The organism is Amycolatopsis sp. PSD-21, assembly GCF_055561455.1.
Genome location: NZ_CM145712.1, coordinates 1,381,664 through 1,405,895, shown reverse-complemented (window position 1 = coordinate 1,405,895; position 24,232 = coordinate 1,381,664). Strand labels below are relative to the sequence as shown.

At 67.7% G+C, this 24,232-nt stretch carries 25 protein-coding genes; 10 read left to right on the top strand and 15 right to left on the bottom strand.

The annotated features are described in order from the left end of the window. Nucleotides 1-22 precede the first annotated feature (22 nt). The gene (locus ACZ1DY_RS07175) at nucleotides 23-196 is read right to left on the bottom strand and encodes a hypothetical protein (protein ID WP_257488894.1); all 174 of its coding nucleotides are present in this window, start codon (nucleotides 194-196) and stop codon (nucleotides 23-25) included. Between the two features lie 367 nt (nucleotides 197-563). Between ACZ1DY_RS07175 and ACZ1DY_RS07170 the strand changes: the two genes are divergently transcribed. Together ACZ1DY_RS07170 and ACZ1DY_RS07165 are read left to right on the top strand one after the other, a co-directional pair. Next, a complete protein-coding gene (locus ACZ1DY_RS07170) occupies nucleotides 564-1,196 on the top strand; it encodes a hypothetical protein (protein WP_465483926.1) in 633 nt (210 codons plus the stop codon). Beyond that, a complete protein-coding gene (locus ACZ1DY_RS07165) occupies nucleotides 1,114-1,536 on the top strand; it encodes a hypothetical protein (protein WP_126737089.1) in 423 nt (140 codons plus the stop codon). Before ACZ1DY_RS07170 ends, ACZ1DY_RS07165 begins: the two co-directional genes overlap by 83 nt. A 60-nt stretch (nucleotides 1,537-1,596) precedes the next feature. On the opposite strand, the gene ACZ1DY_RS07160 is transcribed toward ACZ1DY_RS07165, so the two are convergent. After that, nucleotides 1,597-2,055, bottom strand: a complete 459-nt coding sequence (locus ACZ1DY_RS07160) for a hypothetical protein (protein ID WP_257488896.1) — start codon at nucleotides 2,053-2,055, stop codon at nucleotides 1,597-1,599. Between the two features lie 156 nt (nucleotides 2,056-2,211). Here ACZ1DY_RS07160 and ACZ1DY_RS07155 point away from each other — a divergent pair, with 156 nt between their 5' ends. Continuing rightward, entirely contained in the window at nucleotides 2,212-3,108 is an 897-nt protein-coding gene (locus tag ACZ1DY_RS07155) for an ABC transporter ATP-binding protein (RefSeq protein ID WP_465483925.1), read from the top strand. Further along, complete coding sequence (locus ACZ1DY_RS07150) at nucleotides 3,098-3,922, top strand: ABC transporter permease (protein WP_465483924.1); 825 nt, start codon at nucleotides 3,098-3,100, stop codon at nucleotides 3,920-3,922. The genes ACZ1DY_RS07155 and ACZ1DY_RS07150 overlap by 11 nt, the downstream gene beginning before the upstream one ends. Before the next feature lie 59 nt (nucleotides 3,923-3,981). Here the strand turns inward: ACZ1DY_RS07150 and ACZ1DY_RS07145 are convergent, their stop codons facing one another. From ACZ1DY_RS07145 to ACZ1DY_RS07135, 3 genes are all read right to left on the bottom strand, one after another. Further along, nucleotides 3,982-4,839 (bottom strand): oxidoreductase, encoded by an 858-nt coding sequence (locus ACZ1DY_RS07145; RefSeq protein ID WP_465483923.1) that lies wholly within the window; start codon nucleotides 4,837-4,839, stop codon nucleotides 3,982-3,984. 75 nt (nucleotides 4,840-4,914) lie between these two features. Beyond that, the gene (locus tag ACZ1DY_RS07140) at nucleotides 4,915-5,592 is read right to left on the bottom strand and encodes a TetR/AcrR family transcriptional regulator (protein WP_465483922.1); all 678 of its coding nucleotides are present in this window, start codon (nucleotides 5,590-5,592) and stop codon (nucleotides 4,915-4,917) included. A 20-nt stretch (nucleotides 5,593-5,612) separates the two neighbouring features. Then, nucleotides 5,613-6,026, bottom strand: a complete 414-nt coding sequence (locus ACZ1DY_RS07135) for a PGPGW domain-containing protein (protein ID WP_034317710.1) — start codon at nucleotides 6,024-6,026, stop codon at nucleotides 5,613-5,615. A 144-nt stretch (nucleotides 6,027-6,170) separates the two neighbouring features. Between ACZ1DY_RS07135 and ACZ1DY_RS07130 the strand changes: the two genes are divergently transcribed. Next, nucleotides 6,171-6,512, top strand: a complete 342-nt coding sequence (locus tag ACZ1DY_RS07130; RefSeq protein ID WP_465483921.1) for a YciI family protein — start codon at nucleotides 6,171-6,173, stop codon at nucleotides 6,510-6,512. 227 nt (nucleotides 6,513-6,739) lie between these two features. Here ACZ1DY_RS07130 and ACZ1DY_RS07125 read toward each other — a convergent pair whose 3' ends face one another. Further along, nucleotides 6,740-7,324 (bottom strand): FMN reductase, encoded by a 585-nt coding sequence (locus ACZ1DY_RS07125; RefSeq protein ID WP_126737096.1) that lies wholly within the window; start codon nucleotides 7,322-7,324, stop codon nucleotides 6,740-6,742. Beyond that, on the bottom strand, nucleotides 7,321-8,394 hold the full coding sequence (locus ACZ1DY_RS07120; RefSeq protein ID WP_016331687.1) for an LLM class flavin-dependent oxidoreductase: 1,074 nt from the start codon (nucleotides 8,392-8,394) through the stop codon (nucleotides 7,321-7,323). Before ACZ1DY_RS07120 ends, ACZ1DY_RS07125 begins: the two co-directional genes overlap by 4 nt. Nucleotides 8,395-8,528: 134 nt before the next feature. Here ACZ1DY_RS07120 and ACZ1DY_RS07115 point away from each other — a divergent pair, with 134 nt between their 5' ends. Continuing rightward, nucleotides 8,529-9,953, top strand: coding sequence for a glycoside hydrolase family 76 protein (locus tag ACZ1DY_RS07115; RefSeq protein ID WP_465483920.1), 1,425 nt, complete (start codon nucleotides 8,529-8,531; stop codon nucleotides 9,951-9,953). On the opposite strand, the gene ACZ1DY_RS07110 is transcribed toward ACZ1DY_RS07115, so the two are convergent. After that, a complete protein-coding gene (locus tag ACZ1DY_RS07110; RefSeq protein WP_465483919.1) occupies nucleotides 9,937-10,830 on the bottom strand; it encodes a nucleotidyl cyclase domain-containing protein in 894 nt (297 codons plus the stop codon). The two genes, ACZ1DY_RS07115 and ACZ1DY_RS07110, sit on opposite strands and share 17 nt — an antisense overlap. Before the next feature lie 278 nt (nucleotides 10,831-11,108). On the opposite strand from ACZ1DY_RS07110, the gene ACZ1DY_RS07105 reads away from it, so the two are divergent. Then, nucleotides 11,109-13,160: a DNA gyrase/topoisomerase IV subunit B gene (locus ACZ1DY_RS07105; RefSeq protein ID WP_126737099.1), complete on the top strand. Its 2,052-nt coding sequence runs from the start codon at nucleotides 11,109-11,111 to the stop codon at nucleotides 13,158-13,160. Between the two features lie 29 nt (nucleotides 13,161-13,189). After that, nucleotides 13,190-15,676: a DNA gyrase/topoisomerase IV subunit A gene (locus ACZ1DY_RS07100; RefSeq protein ID WP_126737100.1), complete on the top strand. Its 2,487-nt coding sequence runs from the start codon at nucleotides 13,190-13,192 to the stop codon at nucleotides 15,674-15,676. 356 nt (nucleotides 15,677-16,032) lie between these two features. Here the strand turns inward: ACZ1DY_RS07100 and ACZ1DY_RS07095 are convergent, their stop codons facing one another. The 5 genes from ACZ1DY_RS07095 to ACZ1DY_RS07075 are packed head-to-tail and all read right to left on the bottom strand — an operon-like array spanning nucleotide 16,033 to nucleotide 20,606. Beyond that, nucleotides 16,033-17,247 carry an acyl-CoA dehydrogenase family protein gene (locus ACZ1DY_RS07095; RefSeq protein ID WP_465483918.1) on the bottom strand — a complete coding sequence of 405 codons (1,215 nt, stop codon included), beginning with the start codon at nucleotides 17,245-17,247 and terminating at the stop codon, nucleotides 16,033-16,035. Continuing rightward, nucleotides 17,244-18,113: an SDR family oxidoreductase gene (locus tag ACZ1DY_RS07090; protein WP_126737102.1), complete on the bottom strand. Its 870-nt coding sequence runs from the start codon at nucleotides 18,111-18,113 to the stop codon at nucleotides 17,244-17,246. Before ACZ1DY_RS07090 ends, ACZ1DY_RS07095 begins: the two co-directional genes overlap by 4 nt. An 11-nt stretch (nucleotides 18,114-18,124) precedes the next feature. After that, nucleotides 18,125-18,967 carry a MaoC/PaaZ C-terminal domain-containing protein gene (locus tag ACZ1DY_RS07085; RefSeq protein ID WP_465483917.1) on the bottom strand — a complete coding sequence of 281 codons (843 nt, stop codon included), beginning with the start codon at nucleotides 18,965-18,967 and terminating at the stop codon, nucleotides 18,125-18,127. Then, nucleotides 18,964-19,395 carry a type II toxin-antitoxin system Rv0910 family toxin gene (locus ACZ1DY_RS07080; RefSeq protein ID WP_034322070.1) on the bottom strand — a complete coding sequence of 144 codons (432 nt, stop codon included), beginning with the start codon at nucleotides 19,393-19,395 and terminating at the stop codon, nucleotides 18,964-18,966. The genes ACZ1DY_RS07085 and ACZ1DY_RS07080 overlap by 4 nt, the downstream gene beginning before the upstream one ends. Before the next feature lie 17 nt (nucleotides 19,396-19,412). Further along, nucleotides 19,413-20,606 (bottom strand): lipid-transfer protein, encoded by a 1,194-nt coding sequence (locus tag ACZ1DY_RS07075; RefSeq protein ID WP_465483916.1) that lies wholly within the window; start codon nucleotides 20,604-20,606, stop codon nucleotides 19,413-19,415. 116 nt (nucleotides 20,607-20,722) lie between these two features. On the opposite strand from ACZ1DY_RS07075, the gene ACZ1DY_RS07070 reads away from it, so the two are divergent. After that, nucleotides 20,723-21,430: an RraA family protein gene (locus tag ACZ1DY_RS07070; RefSeq protein WP_257488910.1), complete on the top strand. Its 708-nt coding sequence runs from the start codon at nucleotides 20,723-20,725 to the stop codon at nucleotides 21,428-21,430. Between the two features lie 63 nt (nucleotides 21,431-21,493). On the opposite strand, the gene ACZ1DY_RS07065 is transcribed toward ACZ1DY_RS07070, so the two are convergent. Next, complete coding sequence (locus tag ACZ1DY_RS07065) at nucleotides 21,494-22,309, bottom strand: ThuA domain-containing protein (protein WP_465483915.1); 816 nt, start codon at nucleotides 22,307-22,309, stop codon at nucleotides 21,494-21,496. A 124-nt stretch (nucleotides 22,310-22,433) separates the two neighbouring features. Here ACZ1DY_RS07065 and ACZ1DY_RS07060 point away from each other — a divergent pair, with 124 nt between their 5' ends. Beyond that, a complete protein-coding gene (locus ACZ1DY_RS07060) occupies nucleotides 22,434-23,318 on the top strand; it encodes a LysR family transcriptional regulator (protein WP_465483914.1) in 885 nt (294 codons plus the stop codon). A 118-nt stretch (nucleotides 23,319-23,436) separates the two neighbouring features. Here the strand turns inward: ACZ1DY_RS07060 and ACZ1DY_RS07055 are convergent, their stop codons facing one another. Then, complete coding sequence (locus tag ACZ1DY_RS07055) at nucleotides 23,437-24,231, bottom strand: DsbA family protein (protein WP_257488914.1); 795 nt, start codon at nucleotides 24,229-24,231, stop codon at nucleotides 23,437-23,439. Nucleotide 24,232: the final 1 nt, after the last annotated feature.

Genomic DNA, 24,232 nt, shown 5'->3' with positions numbered 1-24,232 from the left:
TCAGGTCTTCCGGCTCATCCGATCAAGGCGTCGGAGGCGGGGTCTGGATGCAGCCGCCCGAGCATTCCAGCAGCTTGTCGCGGTGGTGCTCGCAGTCCGGGCTGTGCTCGTGTTGGGGCAGTTCGGGCTTGGGCTGAGCCGGGTCGACCGGCTCCTCTTCGCCGATGGGGTCCTTGACGTCCGTAGGCGTCGACATTTGACGATCTCCTCCCCTGATGATCTTTCTTTGTCGTACCAGGCAGCCTCGATTACGACGGCCCCCTCTGTCGCAGGCCCTCTTCCTGCGAACGGGGCAATAGTGCCACAACGGAGCAATGATCGGGAGTTTTTACCTACACTGAGTCATCGTCGGCACCCGAAAGAGGGACGCCTACTTAGCGAGCCTCACGACCTCCGCCGAATGGCCGCACCGGCCCGCGAGAGTGCGACGAATCGAGCTCAGTCCACTGCGCCATCCGGCCTAAGATCCAAAACTTCTTGCGACACAAGGGTTTCCGGCCGAAAAACCGGGGAACTCACGGCCTGTCGGGGGTTGACCGGCGAAACATCCGGAGGAGATAACGATGCCCACGTGGTTGGTCATCATCATCGTCATCGCCGCGATCCTTGTGGTGGGCGCGGCCGCTTGGTTCGTCGTCGCGGCACAACGCAAGCGGCGATTGCGAGAGACGTTCGGGCCGGAATACGACCGTGCGGTCGAGGAGCACGAAAGCCCGAGGGAAGCCGAACGTGAGCTTTCGTCGCGGGTGAAACGGCATTCGGATCTCGACATCCGGCCGCTGCCGCAGACCACAAAGGACCGGTACGCCCAGGAATGGGCGCTGATCCAGGAACAGTTCGTCGACCGCCCGTCCGGCGCCGTCGTCGAAGCGGACCGGGTGCTGGTCTCCTTGATGGCCGAACGCGGCTACCCGACCGAGGGGTACGACCAGCAGCTCGCGGATCTGTCCGTCCGGCACGCGAACGCGTTGCGCCACTACCGCGCCGGGCACGACACACTGGTGCGTCACAAGGAATCCGAAATGTCCACAGAGGACATGCGCGAAGCGATGAAGCACTACCGCGAAGTGTTCGAAGATCTGTTGACCGATGCCGGCGAAGGAGCGGAAAGCCATGGAAAGCAGGCCCCTGGAAACCGAGGGAACGGAACGCGTCGCGGGGACGACGGATCGGCTCGGCGAGGAACGGACCGCTGACGGCGAGACCGGGCAGGCTTTGAGCACCGAAGATCTGGTGGCCACGGAACCCGAGCGCACCGACGAAGACGAAGCGCAGACGTTGTTCGCCGACGCCGACGTCGACCGGTTCCGCGAGAGCTGGCAGGGTATCCAAACGGCCTTTGTGGACGATCCGCGGCGGGCGGTCAAGGAGGCCGACGAACTGGTCGCGGTGGTGATCCAGAACCTGGCCACGACGTTCGCGGACCACAAGAAGGAACTCGAATCCGCGTGGAGCCAGGGCGAACCGGCGACCGAAGACCTCCGGATCGCGCTGCGCCGCTACCGGTCGTTCTTCAACCAGTTGCTGAGCGCCTGACCAAAGGGCCTCGTGAGTGGTAAGGGCGGTTCTAACCGTCCTTACCACTCACGAGGTCTCTCAGGCGCCGGTCGTCGATCCGGGCCGGACGATCATCAGCACCGTCACCACGGCCCAGAGCAGGTTGAACATCCCCGTGTACATCGCCACCCGCCCGGCCGTGACCGGTTCCGACGGCGGCTCCGCGCCCAGCGCGGCGAGGATCGCGTTCTGCCCCGGCAGGACGAGCAACGCCAGCACGCCGGCGGCGGCCGCGGTGAGCACGATTGACACGATCACCCACATGTCGCCGAAGACCCGCATGCTGCCCGCCGTCGCCAGCCCGAAGAACGGCACCGCGATCCCGAAGATCGCGTAGACCCGGCAGATCCGGTTGAGCGCGCGAAGCACGGACAGCCCGGAACCCGGTTCGGCGTAGGCCTTGCGCGCGGCGGCGGGGAACATGCTCGCCGCGACGGTGACGGGACCGACGGCGATGACAGCGGCGAGCACATGAAGAATCAGAAGGACTTTCGACACGCCATCGAGCCTATGGTCGTCGCCCCGGCCTCCGGTACCGGTGTTTTCGACAGATGTCGCAGGATTCCGGCCATCCGGCTACGTCCGCCGACGTACGCGGAGTGCCGCCTTTGAACGGATGTGGTGACGGCCTCACCCGGGACACCATTCGTCACCATGAACCTTCCCGTGGACACAGACGAACTCACGAAACGGTACGGCGAGCAACTCGCCGTCGACCGGATGAAGCTGACCGTGCTGCCCGGCGAGATCTACGGCTTCCTCGGGCCGAACGGCGCGGGCAAGACGACGACGTTGCGGATGCTGCTGGGGCTCGTCCGGCCGACTTCCGGCAGCGTCCGGCTGTTCGGCAGGCCGCCCGGCGATCTCGGCGGGGTCGGCGCGCTGATCGAATCGCCGGGCTTCTACCCGTATCTGTCCGGTTCGGACAATCTCAAGGTGCTGGCCCGGTACAGCGGAACGGATCCGCGCCGCGTCGGCGAGGTGCTCGCGATGGTCGACCTCGCCGATCGCGGCAAGGACCGGTACTCGACCTACTCCCTCGGCATGAAGCAGCGGCTCGGTGTCGCGGCGGCACTGCTGAAGGATCCGCGGCTGCTGATCCTCGACGAGCCGACCAACGGGCTCGACCCGGCCGGGATGGCCGACATGCGGGTGCTGATCCGCAGGCTCGGCGCCGAGGGCTGCACTGTGTTGCTGTCGAGCCACCTGCTGGGCGAGGTGCAGCAGATCTGCGACCGGGTCGGCGTCGTCTCGCGCGGGCGGCTGGTCGCGGAGAACACGGTGGCCGAACTGCGCGGCGGCACGGTGCTGCACATCGAAACCGACGAGGTCACGCGCGCCGCGGACCTAGTGCGGCGCTGGATCGGCGCCGAGAACGTGCGCGCGAGCGGGACCGGTCTCGACCTGACGATCGACCCGGACCGCACGTCGTGGCTGAACCGCGAACTCGTCACGGAAGGGATCGCGGTCCGCGAACTGCACGTCCGCGAGCGGGATCTGGAGCAGGTGTTCTTCGAGCTCACCGGAGAGGTGGCGGATCATGTGGGGTAGTTGTGGCGCCGAGCTGGCGAAACTCGTCCGGCGGCCGGCGAACTGGTTCATGCTGGGGATCGCGGTCGTGCTCGGGCTGACCTTCACCTATCTGCTGCCGCTCGCGGGCGCGGCGGGTTCGTCGAGCGGGGCGCCCGGTACTGATCGCGGGCTGGCCGCGACGCTGCCGTCGAATCTGGTCGGCAACTCGATCGGCGGGCTGCCGGTGTTCCTCGGGGCGATCCTGCTGGTGATCGGCGTACTGGCCGTCGGCACCGAATACGGCTGGAGCACGTGGAAGACCGTGCTGACACAGGGACCTTCGCGGCTGACCGTCTACAGTGGAAAGTTGTTCGCACTGGCCGTCGCGTCGCTGACGGTCGTGCTGACGAGCTTCGCGACCGGCGCGATCACGAGCGCGCTCATCGCCTCGTCGGAGGGCGAGCCGATGAACTGGCCGTCGTTCGGCTCGCTGCTGACGGGGATCGGCGCCGGCTGGCTGATCGCGATGACCTGGGCGGCACTCGGCGCGGCGCTCGCCATCGCGATGCGCGGGGTGGCGCTGCCGATCGGGCTCGGCCTGGTGTGGCTGCTGGTGGTCCAGAACCTGCTGTTCGGCGTCGCGGCTCCGCTGGTGGACTGGGTCGGCACGCTCCAGCTGGCGCTGCCGGGAGCCAACGCCGGTTCGCTGGCCGCGTCACTGGGCGCCTCGGGCGCGACGCCCGGCGTCGGGGAGCTCGTCGGTGTCTCGCAGGCGACGCTGGTCGTGGCCGGCTACCTGGTGGTCTTCGCCGGTCTCGGCGGCTGGCTGCTGCGGCGCCGGGATGTCCTCTGAACACGCGTGAAGGCCCCCTTCCCTCGGCTCAGCGAAGGGAAGGGGGCCTTCACGCGGGATCAGGCGAGCGCGTCGAGGTCGGCGACGACGTCCGCGGGCAGCTCGAGTTTCGCGGCGGCGACGTTCTCGTGCAGGTGCAGCAGCGACGACGTACCCGGGATCAGCAGGATGTTCGGCGACCGCTGGAGCAGCCACGCGAGGGCGACCTGCATCGGCGTCGCGTCGACCCGGCGGGCGCAGTCGTCGAGGACACCGGACTGGAGCGGCGTGAACCCGCCGAGCGGGAAGTACGGCACGAACGGAATGTTGATGGCCGCGAGGGCGTCGAGGAGACCGTCGTTGGCGCGGTTCGCGACGTTGTACTCGTTCTGCACGCAGACGACCGGCGCGATGGCGCGGGCTTCCTTGACCTGTTCCGCCGAGACGTGGCTCAGGCCGAGGTGCCGGATGAGCCCCTGCTGCTGGAGTTCGGCCAGCACCTCGAACGGCTCCGTGATCGAGACCGGGATCGGGAAGACACCGTGCTCCCCCGCGAGCCGCAGGTTGACCACGTCGAGGACGTCGAGGCCGAGGTTGCGCAGGTTGTCGTGGACCGCGGAGGTCAGCTCCTCACGCGAGAGCGCCGAAGGCCAGCCCTTGTCCGGAGTCCGCTTCGCGCCGACCTTGGTGACGATGTGCAGGTCGTCCGGGTACGGGTGCAGCGCCTCGCGGATCAGCTCGTTGGTCGTGTGCGGACCGTAGAAGTCGCTGGTGTCGATATGGGTGACGCCCAGCTCGACCGCCTCGCGGAGAACGGCGATCGCCGCGTCGCGGTCGCTCGGCGGCCCCCAGATGCCGGGGCCGGACAGCCGCATGGCGCCGTAGCCCATCCGGCTCACGGTGAGATCGCCGAGGGTGAGGGTGCCGCCTGGGCTCATGGTCGCTCCTTGTGCAAGTGGGTTCGGCTCACCTTATGCAGGCTCGCCCGTCCCGGCGCGAGCAAGGGACCTTTGCTACCACTCGGGGCTCTGACCTGCACGAACGGCCAGGCCCACCAGCTGGTTCGCCAGTCCTTCGGTGAGCCCGTCGACGAACATCGCGGGGCCGGCGGGCATCCCGCGTTCGGCCAGGACCGTCGCCACGGCCTCCCCTGGGTTCGCGTAGGGCCACAGCCCCGCGACGAGGATGAAGACGGCCTTCGCGAAGTACCCGGCCGCTTCGGCGTCCAGCGGGGCATGGGCGCGGACGAGGCCGGCGAGCCGTTCGGTCCGGTCGGCCGCCCTGGTCTTGAACGCCCGGGCGGTCTCCACGGAGATGTTGCGTTCGAGCACGGCGGCCATCGTGCTGATCAGCTCGCACAGCAGGCGCTGCCGCGAGATCGACGTCGCGATGACGGCCGCGACACGCTCGTAGCCGGAGCCGTCGAGGTCGCTCAGCTCGCCTTCGAGCTCGTCGAGCCACGCGACCCAGACCGAGTCGAGGACTTCCAGGAAAATCGCCTCGCGGCTGTCGAAGTACCGCAGCACGTTCGACTTCGCCAAGCCCACGCGATCGCTCAGTTCCCGCAGGCTGATCCGGGAGACGGGCCGCTCGGACAGGAGTTCGCGCGCCGCGCCGAGGATCGCCGCGCGCCGGGCCTCGACCTGTTCCGGCCGCCGGGCGCGCTGGAAGTCGGGGGCCACGAGCCGCACGGTACCAGACCACCCGGCTGTTATTCGGTCTTCGCGGCCCTCCTGGCCTGCACCCGCTTGTAGCTCCAGATCAGCAACGCGAACAGGATGAGCCCGGACAGGATCAGGCTCGATCCGGTGCTCCATCCCCCGAGCGGCAGACCCGGCACGAGTCCCCAGACGACCCCCGCGGCAAGCAGACCCAGCCCCGCCAGCACCGAACCCGCGATGCGCAGCGGCGACGAAACGCTGTCCTCGGCCGCCTTCATCGCCCTGTCGCGGATCGGATCGACGTACTTCTCCACCACGGGGAACTCCGAGGCCAGCACGAGCAGGCCCGCGAGCACGAGCAGCAGGCCCGGTCCGGGCAGCACGAGGAGCGCGATACCGACCAGCAGCAGAACGCCGCCCGCGATCAGGATCAAGACCTGCTTCACGGGTTTTCCGATGCCCACCGTCTTCTCCTCGCCGTCGTCCCTTTCGTCGATTGTGCCGGTCGCGCCGCGAACGCGCTGGTCCGACACGTTCGGGTCATGCCCCTGTCGGTGGCGGGCGAGCCCGTTCGTCGGGATGGTGAACAGGCTCAGACAGGAGGACCGATGCGCTACATGTTGCTGATCTGCGGAAGCCCGTACCCCGGCGCGGACGAGAGCGAAGAACCACTGGACGAAAGGACGCGGGCGTGGGTCGACGAGATGACCGCTCGCGGGGTCCGGCTGTCGGGCAGCAGGCTCCGCTCGGCGGCCACCGCGACCACCGTCCGGCGCCGCGACGGCGAACTGCTCGTCTCGGACGGGCCGTTCGCGGAGACGAAGGAACAGATCCTCGGCTACGACCTGATCGAGTGCGCCGATCTCGACGAGGCGATCGAGATCGTGTCGAAGCATCCGGTCGCCGAGTTCGCGACCATCGAGATCCGGCCGATCTGGCCGACCCCCTGACCCGGCTCGTGAGTGAGGGGTGTGTGGATATAGGGACATTCAACGTCCCTGTATCCACACACCCTGTCGTGACCGGACCGGTCACGACAGACCGTGTGGATTTCTGGTCATCCAACGCCCCGAAATCCACACAGTCGGCATCCCGGAGCCGCTCCCCGAACATGCCTCGTGAGTGGCGAGGACGGTTCTAACCGTCCTTACCACTCACGCAAGCAAAGGTCCCTTGCTCACTCCCCCGCGCGCAGCAGCTGTTCGAACGGCACGAACCCGCTGTCCGGCGCCGCGGCCGTCCCTTCCGACGACAGCCGGGCGGCGAACTCCCGCCCCGCCCGCGAAGCCCGCGTGTCGAGATCGCCTGGAGACGCCCAGTCCGACGAAGCCGCGTACACCGCCGTCGCGACAGGCTCGGCGCGAAGGTAGGCGAAGAGCGGACGCAGCGCGAAGTCGAGCACCAGCGAGTGCCGTTCGGTTCCGCCGGTGGCGCCGATCAGCACCGGCTTCCCGTCGAGCGCCTTCTGGTCCAGCACGTCGAAGAACGACTTGAACAGCCCGCTGTACGACGCGGTGAACACGGGCGTCACGGCGATCAGGCCGTCCGCGGAGGTCACCGTGTCGATGGCCGTCCGCAGGGCGGGCGAAGGGAATCCGGTCAGCATGTTCTTGGTGACGTCGACGGCCAGGTCCCGCAGTTCGATCACCTCGATCCGCACGTCCGGCAGCACCGAACGCGTGGCCGCCGCGAGTTTGTCCGCGAGCAGCCGCGTCGAGGACGGCTGGCTCAACCCCGCGGTCACCACTGCGATCGTCGTCATGCCAAGACCTCCAACCGGGAAGCGTGAGTAGGCGCCTCGGGCACGTGCGCCGGGCGAAGCGAGTCGAGTTCCTTGCGCAGCACCGGAATCACGTGCTCGCCCAGCAGGTCGAGCTGTTCCAGCACGGTCTTCAGCGGCAGGCCGGCGTGGTCCATCAGGAACAACTGGCGCTGGTAGTCGCCGAAGTGCTCGCGGAAGGTCAGCGTCTTGTCGATCACCTCTTGCGGGCTGCCGACGGTCAGCGGCGTCTGCTCGGTGAACTCCTCCAGCGAAGGCCCGTGCCCGTACACCGGCGCGTTGTCGAAGTAGGGCCGGAACTCCCGCACCGCGTCCTGCGATTTCGGCCGCAGGAACACCTGGCCGCCAAGGCCGACGATGGCCTGGTCCGCCTTGCCGTGCCCATAGTGCTCGTACCGCTCGCGGTAGAGGTTGATCAGCGCCTGGAAGTGCTCCTTCGGCCAGAAGATGTGGTTCGCGAAGAACCCGTCGCCGTAGTAGGCGGCCTGTTCGGCGATCTCCGGGCTGCGGATCGAACCGTGCCACACGAACGGCGGGACGCCGTCGAGCGGCCGCGGCGTCGAGGTGAACTCCTGCAGCGGCGTCCGGAACTTGCCGGACCAGCTGACCACGTCCTCGCGCCACAACCGGTGCAGCAGGTGGTAGTTCTCGATGGCCAGCGGAATGCCCTGGCGGATGTCCTGCCCGAACCACGGGTACACCGGGCCGGTGTTGCCGCGCCCCATCATCAGGTCGACGCGGCCGTCGGCGAGATGCTGCAGCATCGCGAAGTCTTCGGCGATCTTCACCGGGTCGTTCGTGGTGATCAGCGTGGTCGAGGTGGAGAGAATGATCTTCGACGTCTGCGCGGCGATGTAGCCGAGCATCGTCGTCGGCGAAGAAGGCACGAAGGGCGGGTTGTGGTGCTCGCCGGTCGCGAAGACGTCGAGACCGACTTCTTCGGCCTTGAGCGCGATGCGCACCATCGCCTTGATCCGCTCGTACTCGCTGGGCGCCTCCCCGGTGGTCGGGTCGGTCGTCACATCGCCCACCGTGAAGATTCCGAACTGCATGACCTGCTCCCTGGGCCGGGTTACGTTGCTTGAGCGTTCAACTTCACGCGCGCAAGAAGTATTCCAGACCATCGGCGCGAGCTGAAAGGGTGACTTGATCGGCCCGGAAAGTGGCCGCCCTCACACTCGAATCCATGTGGCTCACCCCCCTGCTTGTGACAACGTTGACATTCGCTCTCACGCCGGCCACCACCACTCCCGAACCCACCGTCGCGGCGACGATCTGCGCCAAGTACTGCGACAGCCGCGACCCCGCACTGGCCACCGGCGAAAGAAGACCCGGCACCGCGTCCGTCTGGGGCCGCGGCATCACGCTGCATCTCAGCGACGGCGACAACATGGGCTGGGGCAGCATCGGCGACGGCGACCCCGGCGACGAGGTCTGGCTCGACCGCTCCTTCGACGGCGGCCGCACCTGGGCGGGCGACAGCCGAATCGGCGACACGAAGATCCCGGCCGGTCACCGCGGCTGGCGGACCCTGATGTTCAACGTCGACGACCCCGCCACCCACCGTTTCGGCGCCCTGCGCGCCTGCGGAAAAGCGGGCAACCGACCGGAAATCGCCTGCACGCCGTGGTTCCGCACCACGGTCGCCGCCAACACCCGCGCCGAGGCCGCCGCCACCGCGCTCATGCAGTTCTACGACAACGGCACCGGGCTCTGGCAGACCACGGGCTGGTGGAACTCGGCGAACGCGCTCACCGCGATCCTGGACTACAGCGCCCGCACCGGCTCGCCGAACTACCGCTACGCCATCGCCAACACTTTCGACCGCAACCGCGGCGACAACTTCACCAACGAATACATCGACGACACCGGCTGGTGGGCGCTCGCCTGGATCCGCGCCTACGACCTGACGAAGGACCGCCGGTACCTCGACACCGCCGTCATCGCGGCGAACTACATGTACTCCTACCGCGACGGCACCTGCGGCGGCGGACTCTGGTGGTCGACGGCGAAGACGTACAAGAACGCCGTCACCAACGAGCTGTACGTCAAGGTGGCCGCGTCACTGCACAACCGGCTCCCCGGCGACACGCTCCAGCTCGCGCGGGCGCGCGAGGTCTGGGACTGGTTCCGCGCGAGCGGCATGATCAACGGGAGTTCCCTGATCAACGACGGCCTGAACTCCTCCTGCGCCAACAACGGGCAGGCCGTCTGGAGTTACAACCAGGGCATCGTCCTCGGCGCGCTGGTCGAACTGAACCGCGCGACCGGTGACGCCACCCTGCTCACCACGGCCCGGCGGCTCGCGGACGCCTCCACGACGACGTCGCTGCTGCACTCGAACGGGATCCTCCGCGACCCGTGCGAGTCCGGTGACTGCGGCGCCGACGGGCCTTCGTTCAAGGGCGCGTACGCCAGGGGGCTCGGCGAGCTGGACCGCGCGCTCGCGGCCAGGCCTTACCGCGCTTACCTGACGCGGCAGGCGAACGCGACGATCGCGAACAACCGCACGTCGCTCGATCAGCACGGCCTACGCTGGGCGGGGCCGGTCGACAAGATCGACGCCGCCCGTCAGCACAGCGCGCTGGAGGTCCTCACGGCAGCCCTCTGAGCACCGGATCCGGAACGTGCAGCCAGGCGCGGACCTCGGTCTCCTTCTCGTGCACGAGCACCTGCCGGTAGCTCATCGTGTCGAGACCGGGGCCGCCCTGGTCCTGGACGTCCTCGTGGAACCGGTCGGAGACGAGCACCACCACGGGCGACTCGCCCGGCGCTTCGGCGAGCGCGTCGCGCAGTACGCGTGAATCGAGCAGCCGCGCGAGGAGCACCTTCGGCCGTCCCGTCACGCCGTACTCGTCGAGCGCGATCTCCCCGGCGTGGATCGCCACCCGCACCCGGATCCGCAGGCCGGGCTCGGTGGCGACGTTGTACCTGGCCAGTTCCGCGGTCAGCCGTGAGAGAAGCGGATACACCAGGCGGAACTTCGGGAAATGCGGCGGGACGACGACGATCATGCCGTCCCCGGTGTCGCGTTTCAGGCAGGCGTCCCAGGCGATGCCGCTGGTCTCGAAGGCTTCGGTCAGCATGCCGAAGAGCATCCTCCGGACCCGGACGAAGACCTCGCTGCTGCGCCCGACCTGACCGAATCCGGCGATGTCGATCGAGAACAACCCGCAGTGCATGCCGGACTCGACCCACGCCGTCGGCGGCGGATAGAGGATCTTCCGCCGCAGCAGGGCGAGGTGCACACAGGCCACGGTGACCAGGAGGATCGTGCCGAAGAGCCAGGCGAACGAGAGCATCGCCTCCGACTCGCCTTCCGCCGCGGCCCGTTCGAGCAGGAGCAGCATCGCGACGGCGACACCGCCGTAGCCCAGCACGAACAGCCACAGGACGGCACGCCGCAACCGGATCGCGGCGTGCGCGACCGGTAACAGCGCGAGCATGCCGAACGACCCGACGACCACCACGAAATACCAGAGACTCACGACGCGTTGTGCGGTCGAGACGCGTGTGGGACCGGTTCCGACGGCCACCTTCTTCCCCCCGTCACCGTGTGACACCGGGAACGATAACGCCTCATCCGAGCCGGGAGGAAGTCGCTTTCCCCAGCCGTGACCCGGCCATCGGGACGGCGTGATGCGCCACACCGGAGGCTCGGGAGGACGAAGCTGTCGGAGGGGACGGATATCCTCCAGTACGGTGTCGCGTTGAACACCACCTCCACGAGCTAGTTCGCGAGCCATGACTCCAGGAGAAGTACCCAGTGACTGCTGAGACCCTGTACGGGGCCGACGACCTGACGCATCTCGAGGGTCTGGAAGCGGTCCGCAAGCGCCCCGGGATGTACATCGGTTCCACCGACAGCCGCGGCATCAACCACCTGTTCTCCGAGGTCGTGGACAACTCGACCGACGAAGGTGTGGCTGGTCACGCCACGAAGATCGTGGTCACCCTGCACGCCGACGGCAGTGTCCAGGTCGACGACGACGGCCGCGGCATCCCCACCGGCACGCACGCCAAATCCGGTCTGTCGGGCGTCGAGCTGGTGCTGACGAGGCTGCACGCGGGCGGCAAGTTCGGCGGCTCCGGCTACAAGACCTCCGGTGGCCTGCACGGCGTCGGCGCCTCGGCGGTGAACGCGCTGTCGCATCGCTTCGACGTCACGGTGAAGCAGAGCGGCAAGGTCCACCAGATGTCGTTCGCGCACGGCGTCCCCGGCGTGTTCGACGGGCCCGGCCCGAAGGCGAAGTTCACCCGCAAATCCGGGCTGAACATCACCGGGAAGATGAAGCGGGGCGAGCGCTCCGGCACGTCGATCCGGTACTGGTACGACTCGCGTTACTTCGAAAGCGGCGCCGCGCTCGACGTCGAAGGCGTCCGCGCGAAGATGCGCAACACCGCGTTCCTGGTCCCCGGCGTCACGTACGTGCTGCGCACCGCCGTCGACGATTCGATCAGCGAAGAGACCTTCCACTACCCCAACGGCCTCGCCGACATGGTCGACTTCCTCGCCCCGTCCGACGAGAAACCCGTCTGCGGCACGCTGATCATCAACGGCGAGGGCACGTACAAGGAGAACGCGGCCGACGCCAGCGGGGTCATGCAGTCCAATGTGGTGCGTCACGCGGAGGTCGAGGTCGCGCTGCGCTGGGGCACCGGCTACGAGCGCACGGTGGAATGCTTCACCAACACCATCCGCAACGTGCACGGCGGCACGCACCGCCGCGGTTTCGACCGCGCGGTGCTGAAAGCCTTGCAGGACGCCATTTCCAAAACCCGCGGGCTGCTCAAGCCCAAGGAGGAGATGCCGACCGTCGAAGACGTCCTCGAAGGGATGACGGCGGTCGTCCACGTCCGCCTGCCCGAGCCGCAGTTCACCTCGCAGACCAAGGACGAGCTGTCCACCGCCGGGATCACCAGGGTCATCCAGGGCATCGTCGACAAGCACATCCGCGCCTGGACCGAGGAGCGCAAGACCAAGTCCGAGGCGAAGATCGTGCTGCAGAAGGTGGTCGACGCGGCACGCGTCCGGCTCACCCAGAAGCAGCAGAAGGACGCCGCCCGGCGCAAGACCGCGCTCGAAGGCGCGGCCATGCCGCCGAAACTGGTCGACTGCCGCACCACCGGCGTTTCCCGCAGCGAGCTGTTCCTCGTCGAGGGTGACAGCGCGCTCGGTTCGGCGCGGATGGCGCGCGTGTCGGAGTACCAGGCGCTGCTTCCCTTGCGCGGCAAGATCCTCAACGTCCAGAAGGCGTCACTCGGCGACACCTTGAAGAACGCCGAGATCGCCTCGATCGTGCAGGTGCTCGGCGCGGGCAGCGGGCGCACGTTCGACCTGTCGACCATGCGCTACGGCCGGGTGATCCTGATGGCCGACGCGGACGTCGACGGTTCGCATATCCGCACACTGCTGATCACGCTGTTCGCCAAGTACATGCGGCCGGCGATCGAGGACGGCAGGCTCTACGCCGCGATGCCGCCGCTGCACAAACTGGTCACCAAGGGCCGCAACCCGGAAACCCATTTCACCTTCACCCAGAAGGAGATGGAGACCAAGTACGCGGAGCTGGAGCGGGCGGGCAAGCAGATCGTCACGCCGGTGCCGCGGTTCAAGGGTCTCGGCGAGATGGACGCCGACGAACTGTGGGAGACCACGATGAACCCGGCCACCCGCTCGGTCCGCCGGATCACCCTCGACGACGTCGAAGCCGCGGAGAACGCGCTCGAACTGTTGATGGGCGAGAAGGTCGAGCCACGCCGCAACTGGCTGGTCGAATCCTCCGACCGGGTCGACCGCGAAGCCATCGACGCCTGATTTCGTTGCTATTCAAGGAGCTTTGAGCAATGGCACGCCGTAAGGGCACCACCACCAAGGTCGATCCCGCCGCGTTCGACAAGCCCGGCGCGAACGTCTTCGACAACTCGCTGAAGACGGAGATCGAGGATTCGTACCTGGAGTACGCCTATTCGGTCATCCACTCGCGGGCGCTCCCGGACGCGCGGGACGGGCTGAAGCCGGTGCACCGCCGGATCATGCACTCGATGAACGAGAACGGCTACCGGCCTTCGCACGCGTACGTGAAGTCGGCGCGTGTCACCGGCGACGTGATGGGCAAGTACCACCCGCACGGTGAGACGGCGATCTACGACGCCATGGTCCGGCTCGCGCAGGACTTCTCGCTCAACGTGCCGCTCGTGGACGGGCACGGGAACTTCGGCTCCCCCGACGACGGTCCGGCCGCCTCGCGGTACACCGAGGCGCGGCTGTCCCCGGAAGCGATGCTGCTGGTCGGTGAGCTCGGCGAGGACACCGTCGACTTCCGGCCGAACTACGACGGCTCGCTCGAAGAGCCTTCGGTGCTGCCCGCGGCGTTCCCGAACCTGCTGGTCAACGGCACTTCCGGGATCGCGGTCGGGATGGCGACCAATATGATCCCGCACAACATGAGCGAGGTCATCGGCGCCGCGCGCTGGCTGATCAACCACCCGAACGCCACCCTCGACAAGCTGATGGAGTACGTCCCCGGCCCCGACCTGCCGACCGGCGGTTCGCTGCTGGGTCTCGACGAGGTGCGCCGCGCGTACGAGACCGGCCGAGGCGTCGTGCGCATGCGCGCCAGCGCCGAGACCGGGCCGCTGGAGGGCAGCCGCGGCCGCCAGGCGATCACCGTCACCGAGCTGCCGTACGGCGTCGGCCCGGAGAAGGTGATCGAGAAGATCACCGACGAGGTCAACAAGTCCAAGCGGCTCACCGGGATCGCCGACGTCAAGGACCTCACCGACCGCGAGAACGGCACGCGGCTGGTCATCGAATGCAAGGTCGGCGTGAACCCGCAGGCGCTGCTGGCGGACCTGTACCGGCTCACGCCGCTGGAGCAGTCGTTCGGCATCAACAACCTGGTGCTGGTGGACGGGCAACCGCAGACGCTGGGACTCAAGGCGCTGCTGGAGGTCTTCCTCAGCCACCGCTACGAGGTCGTCACCCGCCGCACGCGGTACCGGCGCCGCAAGCGCGAAGAGCGCCTGCACCTGGTCGACGGCCTGCTGATCGCCCTGCTCGACATCGACAAGGTGATCAAGCTGATCCGCGACAGCGAGAACGCCGCGGCCGCGAAGGACGGCCTGATGAAGCGGTTCAAGCTCTCGGAGATCCAGGCGACCTACATCCTGGACACCCCGCTGCGGCGGCTCACCAAGTACGACCGGATCGAACTCGAAGCCGAGCAGGACAAGCTGCGCGGGGAGATCGCCGAGCTGTCGAAGATCCTCGACGACGAGTCGGTGCTGAAGAAGGTCGTCTCGGCCGAGCTGGCCAAGGTCGCCAAGGACCACCCCACCGAACGCCGCACCGCGCTGATCGACGGTGACCTCAAGGAGGTCCTCGCCGCGTCGAAGCCGTCGGGGCCGCTGGAGGTCGCCGACGACCCGTGCCAGGTGATCCTGTCGGCCACGGGGCTGGTCGCGCGGACGGCGGCGGAATCGGAGGAAGCGTCGGAGGTTCGGCGCCGAAACGGCCGCGTCAAACACGACTCGGTGTCCGCGGTGGTCCATTCGACCGCCCGCGGTCAGGTGCTTCTGGTGACGAACCGCGGCCGCGCGTTCAAAACCGACGTGCTGCCGTTGCCGGTGCTGCCCGAGCAGGCGGGCACGGTGTCGCTGCGCGGCGGGATGGCCGCGAAGGAACTGGTGCCGCTGGAGAAGGGCGAGCGCGTCATCGGGCTGGCCCCGCTCGGCGAACAGGCGGCCGGCTCCCCGGGCCTCGCGCTCGGCACGAAGCACGGTGTCGTGAAGGTGTGCGCGCCGGAATGGCCGGTCCGCTCGGACGAGTTCGACGTGATCAGCCTGAAGGACGGCGACGAGGTCGTCGGCGCCACCTGGCTCACCGACGGCGAAGAGACGCTGGCGTTCCTGTCGTCCGAAGCGTCACTGCTGCGCTACCCGGCTTCGCTCGTGCGGCCGCAGGGACTCAAGGGTGGCGGCATGGCCGGGATCACCGTGCGCGGTGAAGCGGAAGTGGTCTTCTTCGGCGCGATCCGTACCGACGACGCCGAACACGGTGAGCCGATGGTCGTCACCGCGACCGGCGCGAGCGTGAAGGTGACACCGTTCAGCGAGTACCCGGCCAAGGGCCGCGCGACCGGTGGTGTCCGGGCGCAGCGGTTCCTCAAGGGCGAAACGCGCCTGGTCGTGGGCTGGATCGGCCCGCGTCCCGCCGGTGCCTCGCGCACCGGCGACCCGGTGGAACTCCCCGAAGTCGACATCCGCCGCGACGGCTCCGGCCACGCCCACCCCGGCCCCGAGGTCGTCGGTCACCTCATCGAACGGGACTAACCCCCGCCCAACCCCGCACTCACGTGATCGAAGCCGTAACTCACGTGATTGGAGCCGGAACTCACCCACCACCCGAGTTCCGCCTCCAATCACGCGAGTTGCGCCCCCAAACACACGAGTTACGCCCCCAATCACGCGAGTTACGCCCCCAAACACACGAGTTACGCCCCCACCCACGCGAGTTACGCCCCCAATCACGCGAGCTGGCCACTCAATCACGCGTGTCGTCCGCCCAATCACGCGTGCCGGCCATCCAGTCACGCGAGGCGGCCCATCGGTCACCGGCCAGCCGACTCCTCAAGTGGTAGCAAAGGTCCCTTGCTCCCCCGCCGCCGGCGCCCACCGCATTCAGCGGACTAAACGCGAGGGCCCAGGAGGCCCTTCGCGATGTGCGTCACCTGGATCTCGTTGCTTCCCGCGTAGATCATCAGCGACTTCGCGTCCCGCGCGAGCTGCTCCACCCGGTACTCCGCCATGTACCCGTTCCCGCCGAACAGCTGCACGGCCTCCATCGCCACCTCGGTGGCCGCCTCGGACGAGTACAGCTTCATCGCCGAAGCCTCGGCCAGCGTCGGCATCTTGCCCGCGCGCAGGGTCTCGATCAGCTGGAACACCATGTTCTGCACGTTGATCCGCGCGACCTCCATCTTCGCCAGCTTGAGCTGGATCAGCTGGAACCGCCCGATCTCCTGGCCCCACAGCTTCCGGTTCTTCGCGTAGTCCACGCAAAGCCGGTGACACTCGTTGATGATCCCGAGCGCCAGCGCCGCGACACCGATGCGCTCGACGGCGAACCCGGACTTCACCTCGGCCTTGCTGTCGCCGTCGCGGCCGGTCTCGGATTCGCCGAGCAGCCGGTCACGCCCGAGCCGGACGTCGCTGAAGAACAGCTCGCCGGTCGGCGACGACATCATGCCCATCTTCTTGAACGGCTTGCCTTGGGTGAGTCCCGGCATGCCCTTGTCGAGCACGAACGTCAGCACCTTGCGATCGCGGATGTCGGAGCCGTCGTCCAGCTTGGCGTAGACGATGATCGTGTCGGCATAAGGCCCGTTGGTGATGAACGTCTTCTGTCCATTGAGGACATATTCGTCACCGTCGCGCCGCACCGACGTCTTCATCCCGCCGAAAGCGTCCGAGCCCGAGTCGGGTTCGGTGATCGCCCATGCGCCGACCTTCTCGAACGTCGCCAGCCCGGGCAGCCACCGTTCCTTCTGCGCCTGTGTGCCCTTGGTCAGGATCGTCTGCGCGGTCAGCCCGATGCTCACGCCGAGCGAGGCGACGATGCCGAGGCTCACCCCGGCCAGTTCGCTCACCGCGATGAGCGCCATCGCCTCCTGCCCGCCGAACGCCAGGCCGCCGCCGCCGGACCCGCGCTTCCCAGACAGCAGTTTCGACACCGATTCCCGCGCGAGCGCGTCGATGCCGAAGGACGCGAACATCTTCCGGATGATGTCGTACGGCGGCAGCGTCCCGCTTTCCAGCGCGTCGAGGTGCGGCCGGATCTCCTTGTCGACGAACTCGCGGATCGCGTCCCTGATCAGCAGTTCGGTCTCGGACCACTCGATCACGGGAGCCTCGCCGCGATGTCGTCGATCTCCCAGGCGGCCTCGGTTTCGATCACCTTGACGTCGTGCCAGCCCGCGAGTTCGGAGATCGCGCCGCCCTGCACCGCGAACACCTTGCCGGTGAGCGGGCATTTCTCGGTCGCGAGGTAGGCCACCAGCGGCGAGATGTTCGCCGGGGAGAACGCGTCGAACTCCCCTTCCTCGACCTCTTGCGCGAAGATCGCGCCCATGCCCGGCGTCGCCAGGGTGAGCCGCGTGCGCGCGATCGGCGCGATCGCGTTGACCCGGACGCCGTAGCGCTCCAGTTCCTCGGCGGCGACCAGCGTCAGCGCGGCGATCCCCGCTTTCGCCGCGCCGTAGTTCGCCTGCCCCGCGTTCGGCAACGTGGTCCCGGACGCCGACGCGGTGTTGATCACCGATCCCGCCACCGGCTCGCCGGCCTTGCTCGCGCTCTTCCAGTACGCGGCCGCGTGCCGCAGCACCGCCGCGTGCCCCTTCAGGTGTACCGCGATCACGGAATCCCATTGGGACTCTTCCAGTCCCGCGATGAACGCGTCGCGCAGAATGCCCGCGTTGTTCACGACGACGTCCAGCCTGCCGAACTCGCCCACCGCCTGCGCGACCAGTTCCTCCGCGCCGGCCCAATCGGCGACGTTGGCCGTGTTCGCCACGGCCTGCCCGCCCGCCGCGCGGATCTCGTCGACGACCTCCTGCGCGGGCCCGGTGTCGCTGCCGCTGCCGTCGTTCGCGCCGCCGAGGTCGTTGACCACGACGCTCGCGCCCTCCCGCGCGAACAGCAGCGCGTGCTCGCGGCCGATCCCGCGTCCGGCGCCGGTGATGACGGCGACCCGCCCGTCGAGTGCTCCCATGGCTTTTGCTCCTACTCCGCGAATTCCGCGAGGCCGTCCTTGATCACGACGGTGTCGCCGACGGTGGTTTCGAACGCGTAGCTCCCGCCACCCGCGCTCCAGATGGACGTCGTCAGGTCTTGCCCGGGCAGCACCGGTTTGGCGAACCGGACGGCGATCCGTTTCAGTCTGTCCACATCGGACCCGGCTACTTCGGTCAGCAACGCCCACGAAGTGAACGCCATGGTGCACAGCCCGTGCGCGATGATCCCTGGCAGCCCCGAATCCTTCGCGACCTCTTCGTCGAGATGGATGGGCATGGGATCGCCGGCGGCGGGCGCGTACCGATAGGTCTGGTCGTCATCGACGTGCTGGCTGACCTTCGCCACCGGCGCCCGCGCACGCAGGTCTTCGTCGAACTTGTGCTCCGGCCCGAGTTCGCCCCGCGTCTCGCCGGTGTCGAACCCGCGCACGAACAAGGTCACGTACTGCTCGTTGACCAGGTCGCCGCCCTCGGTCCGGCATTCGAGGTGGATGGTGCCGCGGGTGCCGTTCTTCAGGCCTTCGTAGCCGGTCATCCGCGCCCGTGACACGAGCTTGTCGCCGGGGCGGATCGGCCGGTGGAACCGGAATTCCTGCTCTCCGTGCACGATCCGGCCGAACAAGCCGACCGGGACGACCTCGAGTGCGGGTTCCATCAGCGACTCGAACACCGGCACGATCGCGAACACGGGGCTCGCGACGTCCCCCGCGAGGTGCGCCGGGATCGGGTCGTTGGTGGCCTTCGCGTACTCGATCAGCCGCTCGCGGGTCACCTCGAACCTGGACTCGTCGGTCCACTGGCCGAGCCCGCCGGGGTCGAACCGCTCGGTCACGAGACCAGCGCCTTGAAGTTCTCGAGGGAGGCGTCGAGGTTCTTCTTGCCGTCCTTCTCGACGGCCTTGCCGAGCGCGCCGACGATCATCTGGCCGGCGAACTCCGCGTCGATGCTGGCGAGCGAACCTTCGCCGGACGCCTCCACCGACAGCTCGAACTTGACCTTGACCCCGGCCATCCCGGTCCCGGAGATCGCCAGCTTCGACGGCGCCTCGAACTCGTCGACCGTCCAGGTGATGGTGTTCGGCATCCCGAGCATCGTGACGACCTCGGAAGCCTGGGCGCCCTTGGAGAACTCGGCCGGGACCTCGCCCTTCCACTTGGTGTGGATGGTCAGCCATTTCTCGAAGTTGTTGGGGTTGGAGAACTCCGCCCACACCTTGTCGGGAGCGGCCGGGAGTTCGACGGAGGCACTGATCTTGCCCATGGTTCTTCCTTTCGGGATCAGCGCTCGGCGCGCTGGTAGGCGGTGACGACGGCGGCGCCGCCGAGTCCGATGTTGTGCTGCAGCGCGGCCTGGACGCCGTCGACCTGGCGTTTGTCCGCGGTTCCGCGCAGCTGCCAGGTGAGTTCGGCGCATTGCGCGAGGCCGGTGGCGCCGAGCGGGTGTCCCTTGGAGATCAGCCCGCCTGACGGGTTGACGACCCACTTCCCGCCGTAGGTGGTGTCCCCGGAGTCGACGAGTTTTCCGGCTTCGCCCTCGGCGCAGAGCCCGAGCGCTTCGTAGAGCAGGAGTTCGTTGGCGGAGAAGCAGTCGTGCAGTTCGATGACCTGGAAGTCCTCCGCGCCGAGCCCGGCCTGGTCGTACACCTGGCGGGCGGCCTGGACGTTCATGTCGTAGCCGATGATGTTCTTCGCGGTGCCGTCGAAGGTGCTGGCGAAGTCGGTGGTCATCGCCTGCCCGACGATCTCCACGGCCTGCGCCGATAGCCCGTGCGAGTCCACAAAGGACTCGCTGGCGAGGATCGCCGCGCCCGAGCCGTCCGACGTCGGTGAGCACTGGAGCTTGGTCAGCGGGTCGTAGATCATCCGCGAGTCCAGGATGTCCTGCAGCGAATAGCTTTCCTGGAACTGCGCGTACGGGTTGTTCACCGAATGCCGGTGGTTCTTCTCGCCGATCTTGGCGAAGTGTTCGGCGGTGGTGCCGTAGGTCTTCATGTGCTCGCGGCCCGCCGCGCCGAACATCCACGGTGCGGGCGGGAAGAGCACTTCGGAGATCTCCGCGAGCGCCTGGATGTGCCTGCCCATCGGCTGCTCGCGGTCGTCGTAGGTCGAGCCGAGTGATCCAGGCTGCATCTTCTCGAAGCCGAGCGCGAGCGCGCAGTCCGCGCGGCCGCCCCGGATCGCCTCCGCGGCCAGGTACAGCGCGGTCGACCCGGTCGAGCAGTTGTTGTTGACGTTGACCACCGGGATCCCGGTCATGCCCAGCTCGTAGACCGCACGCTGTCCCGAGGTCGACTCGCCGTAGACGTAGCCGACGTAGGCCTGCCGCACCTCGTCGAACGAGATTCCGGCGTCTTCGAGCGCCTTGGTCCCGGACTCCTTGGCCATCTGCGGGTAGTCCCAGCCCTCGCGGCGTCCGGGTTTCTCGAACTTCGTCATGCCCACGCCGACGACGTACACCTTGTTGGCCACCACGACGCTCCTTGTCGTTGCTGTTGAAACTGAAGATACAGACAGGACTGTATTTATCAACCCCTTACATACAGGTCTGCACGGATGTTACTTAGGGCACGTGTCGCTAAAGTCGGGGTATGGATCCCGAGGAGCTTCGGCAGCGGTTCTCCCTGCTGACCACCGCGCATCTGACCGACGGCTGCGTCCGCGCCGGCGTCCCGGTCCGGTGCGCGCCCGCCGGTACGCACGCGGTCGTACCCGGCGGCCGCGTCGCCGGGCGGGTCACCCCCGCACGGCACGTCGGCAGCGTCGACGTCTTCCTGGAGGCGTACGAAATCGCGAACCCCGGCGACGTCCTGGTCGTCGACAACGGCGGCAGGCTCGACGAGAGCTGTGTCGGAGACCTCGCGGTGCTCGAAGCCGAGGCCGCCGGGCTGAGCGGCGTGGTCATCTGGGGGCTGCATCGCGACACCGCGGACATCAAGAAGATCGGGCTGCCGGTGTTCAGTCTCGGTTCGATCCCGACCGGTCCGCTCTCGGTCACCGCCCGCCCGGACGACGCGCTCGAGTCGGCCGTCGTCGGCGAGTGGACGGTGACGCGAGAGGACCTCGTCTTCGGCGACGAGGACGGCGTCCTGTTCGTCCCGGCAGGCCGGGCGGACGAGGTCCTGGACCGCGCCGAGGGTATCCGCGACACCGAGCGGCTCCAGGCCGACCGGATCCGCGCCGGAGAGTCGCTTCGCGAGCAAGTGCGCTTCGCCGACTTCCTCGCGGAGCGCGCGAAGTCGCCTTCGCTGACGTTCCGGCAGCACCTGCGGGCGGTAGGCGGCGCCATCGAGGAGTAGCAAGGGACCTTTGCTACCACCGGAGGCCCTGACCAGGGAAAACACGGCTGGCCAGGGCCCGGGTCAGGACGTCTTCGCGCCGCCCAACCACAGCAGACCGTCGACGACGAAGCGGTTCTGCACCTCACTGCCGAAGGTCGACGAAAGCGGCCGGTTCGTCTCGTAGTTCATCTTGTCGTGCCCGAAGTTGGCGTACAGCATCTTGTACTTGGCGTTGGTCCAGAGGATCGGGTAGTACCCGCTGTACCAGGACTGGTTCGGATCGGTCCCGAGCGGGAAGCTCACCGGATCCACCGAGGCGAGGATCCGGATGTCGGGATTCTTCCGCAGATCCCTGTTCCAGGCGTACCACTCGCTCACCGACGAGGTGAAGGTCGCGGGCAGCCGCGTGGTCGACGGATGCGGCCGGTTCTCCACCTTCAGCGTCGCCGTCGTCGGGCCCCAGGTGTTGGACTTGAACGCGCCCGTGCCGAGGAGTCGGTTGTGATACCAGTCCCAAGTGGACGGATTGGTGTTGAACGCCGCCACATGGAAGCCGAAGAAGGCGCCGCCCGCGTTCATGTACCGCTCGAAGCCCGAACGCTGCGCCGGGGTCTGCGGAAGGTCGTCCAGGAACAGCACGACCTGATACTGCGAGGGTTGCAGCGAGCTCAGCCGGTTCCAGTCGTTGGTCGCGGTGTAGCCGAAGTTGTTCTGTGAAGCGGTTTTCGGGAACCACTGGTTGGCTTCCTTGACGAAACTGATGTGCGCGGCGTCGTAGGTGCCGTTGTAGAAGGCCAGCACCTGGAACGCGGGGGCCGCCTGTGCCGACACCGGCGCCAACGCCAGCGCGAGACAGGAAGCGAACAGCAGAGCGAGCTGGACCGCGATTCTCCTCATACTCACCATCCATGCCGGAAGTATTTAAATTCATATCTTGAATTAACCTCTGACAAACCGCTAGACCTGCGGAAAAGTCGGTTCCCGCTGACCGGCACCCGGCCGTATCGATAACCTGGGGATTATGGAACTGCGGGACATCGAGATCTTCCTGGCGCTGGCCGACGAACTGCATTTCGGCCGCACCGCGGAACGCCTGCACGTCTCGCAAGCGCGGGTGAGCCAGACGATCAAACAGGTGGAACGCCGGATCGGCGCGCCGCTGTTCGCGCGTACCAGCAGGCGGGTCCGGCTCACGCCGATCGGCGAACGGCTGCGTGACGACCTCGGCCCCGCCTACCGTGCCCTGCACGAAGGCATCGACCGCGCGATCGCGGCCGGACGCGGGATCGGCGGCGTGCTGCGGCTGGGCTTCGAAGCACCCGGCGTCGCCGATCTGATCGAAGACCTCCTGGACCGCTTCCGGGAGCGCTACCCGGACACGGAACTGCTCATCCGCGAAGCCGATTTCGCCGATCCGATGGCGATGCTGCGCTCGGGTGAGATCGACGTGCTGGTGACCCTGCTTCCGGCCGACGAGCCCGATCTCACGACCGGACCGGTCGTGTACACCGAACCGATGGTGCTCGCGGTGGCGTCGAAACACCCTTTCGCGCGGCGGAAGTCAGTGACCCTCGACGACCTCGCCCGCGACACCGTCCTTCGCGCGGCCCATCCGCCGGAGCCGTACTGGATCGAGGAGCCACGGCAGTGGCTGACGCCGGCCGGACATCCCGTGACGCGGGGCAAGCCCTTCGCGACCTTTCAGGAACTGCTCGCCGCGATCGCCACCGGCGCCGGCATCTGCCCGCTCGCCGCGCACGCGCGGGAGTACTTCAGCCACCCGCGAATCCGCTTCGTGCCCTTCGCCGGCTCTCCCGACGTCGAGTGGGGGCTCGTCTGGCCGCGCTCCGCGGAGACGGCCCGCGTACATGCCTTCGCGAGCGTCGCCTCCGCTTCACGCCCGTGACCTGCGAAAAGGGAGCAAGGGACCTTTGCTACCGCCCGCTCACCCCCACCGACCCCGAACAGCGTGAAGGCCCCCTTCCCTCGGCTGAGCCGAGGGAAGGGGGCCTTCACGGGAAAAACTAGCCGGTGACCTTCTGCACCCAGTCCTGCTCCAGCTTCACGACCTGCCCGTTCGCCGTCACGGTCGGCGTGCCGAAACCGGGGCCGTTGCCGAAGTCCTGCTGCAGCGACGGGTCCGTCGAGATCTTCTTGTACGCGTCCTGGATCTCCTGGTCGTAAGCGCCGCTGTTGACCTTGAGCGCGAAGGCCGGGTCGGTGATGCCGACGTCCTGGCCGAGCTTGATCAGCTGCGCCTTGTCGAACCCGCGCCCGCCTTCCTCCGGCTGGTCCTTGAACAGCGCGTCGTGGAAGGCGACGAACTTGCCCGCGTCGGCCGCGGCGAGCGAGGCGTTGGCGGAGTCCAGCGAGTAGCCCGGCGGGTCGGAGCGCTGGTTGAGCATCGGCAGCATGTGGTACCGGACCTGCAGGGTCCCGTTGTTCACCTGCTCCTCGATCTGCCCCTTGAACGACTCTTCGAACTGCTTGCAGACCGGGCAGAGGAAGTCGGCGTAGATGTCGATGGTCTTCTTCGCCTCGGGCTTGCCGACGACCACGGCCGCCCCCTCGCGCTTCTCGACGACACCGGGCGCCGACGTGGCCGGCTGCGCCCCGATCACCTTGCCCTCGGTGCTGTCCTTGCTGGACGTCGTCCAGATCACGCCACCGATCACCAGCGCGGCGAGCACGACCACCGCGACGGTGATCGCGACGACCTTCTTCTTGTCGCCGCCCGCGACGCCCCTGGCCTGTGCCACCGAGCGCGCCGCCGTCTGCTGCTGCTTGCGTTTCCGAGCGTTGCGCTCAGCTCCACCCACG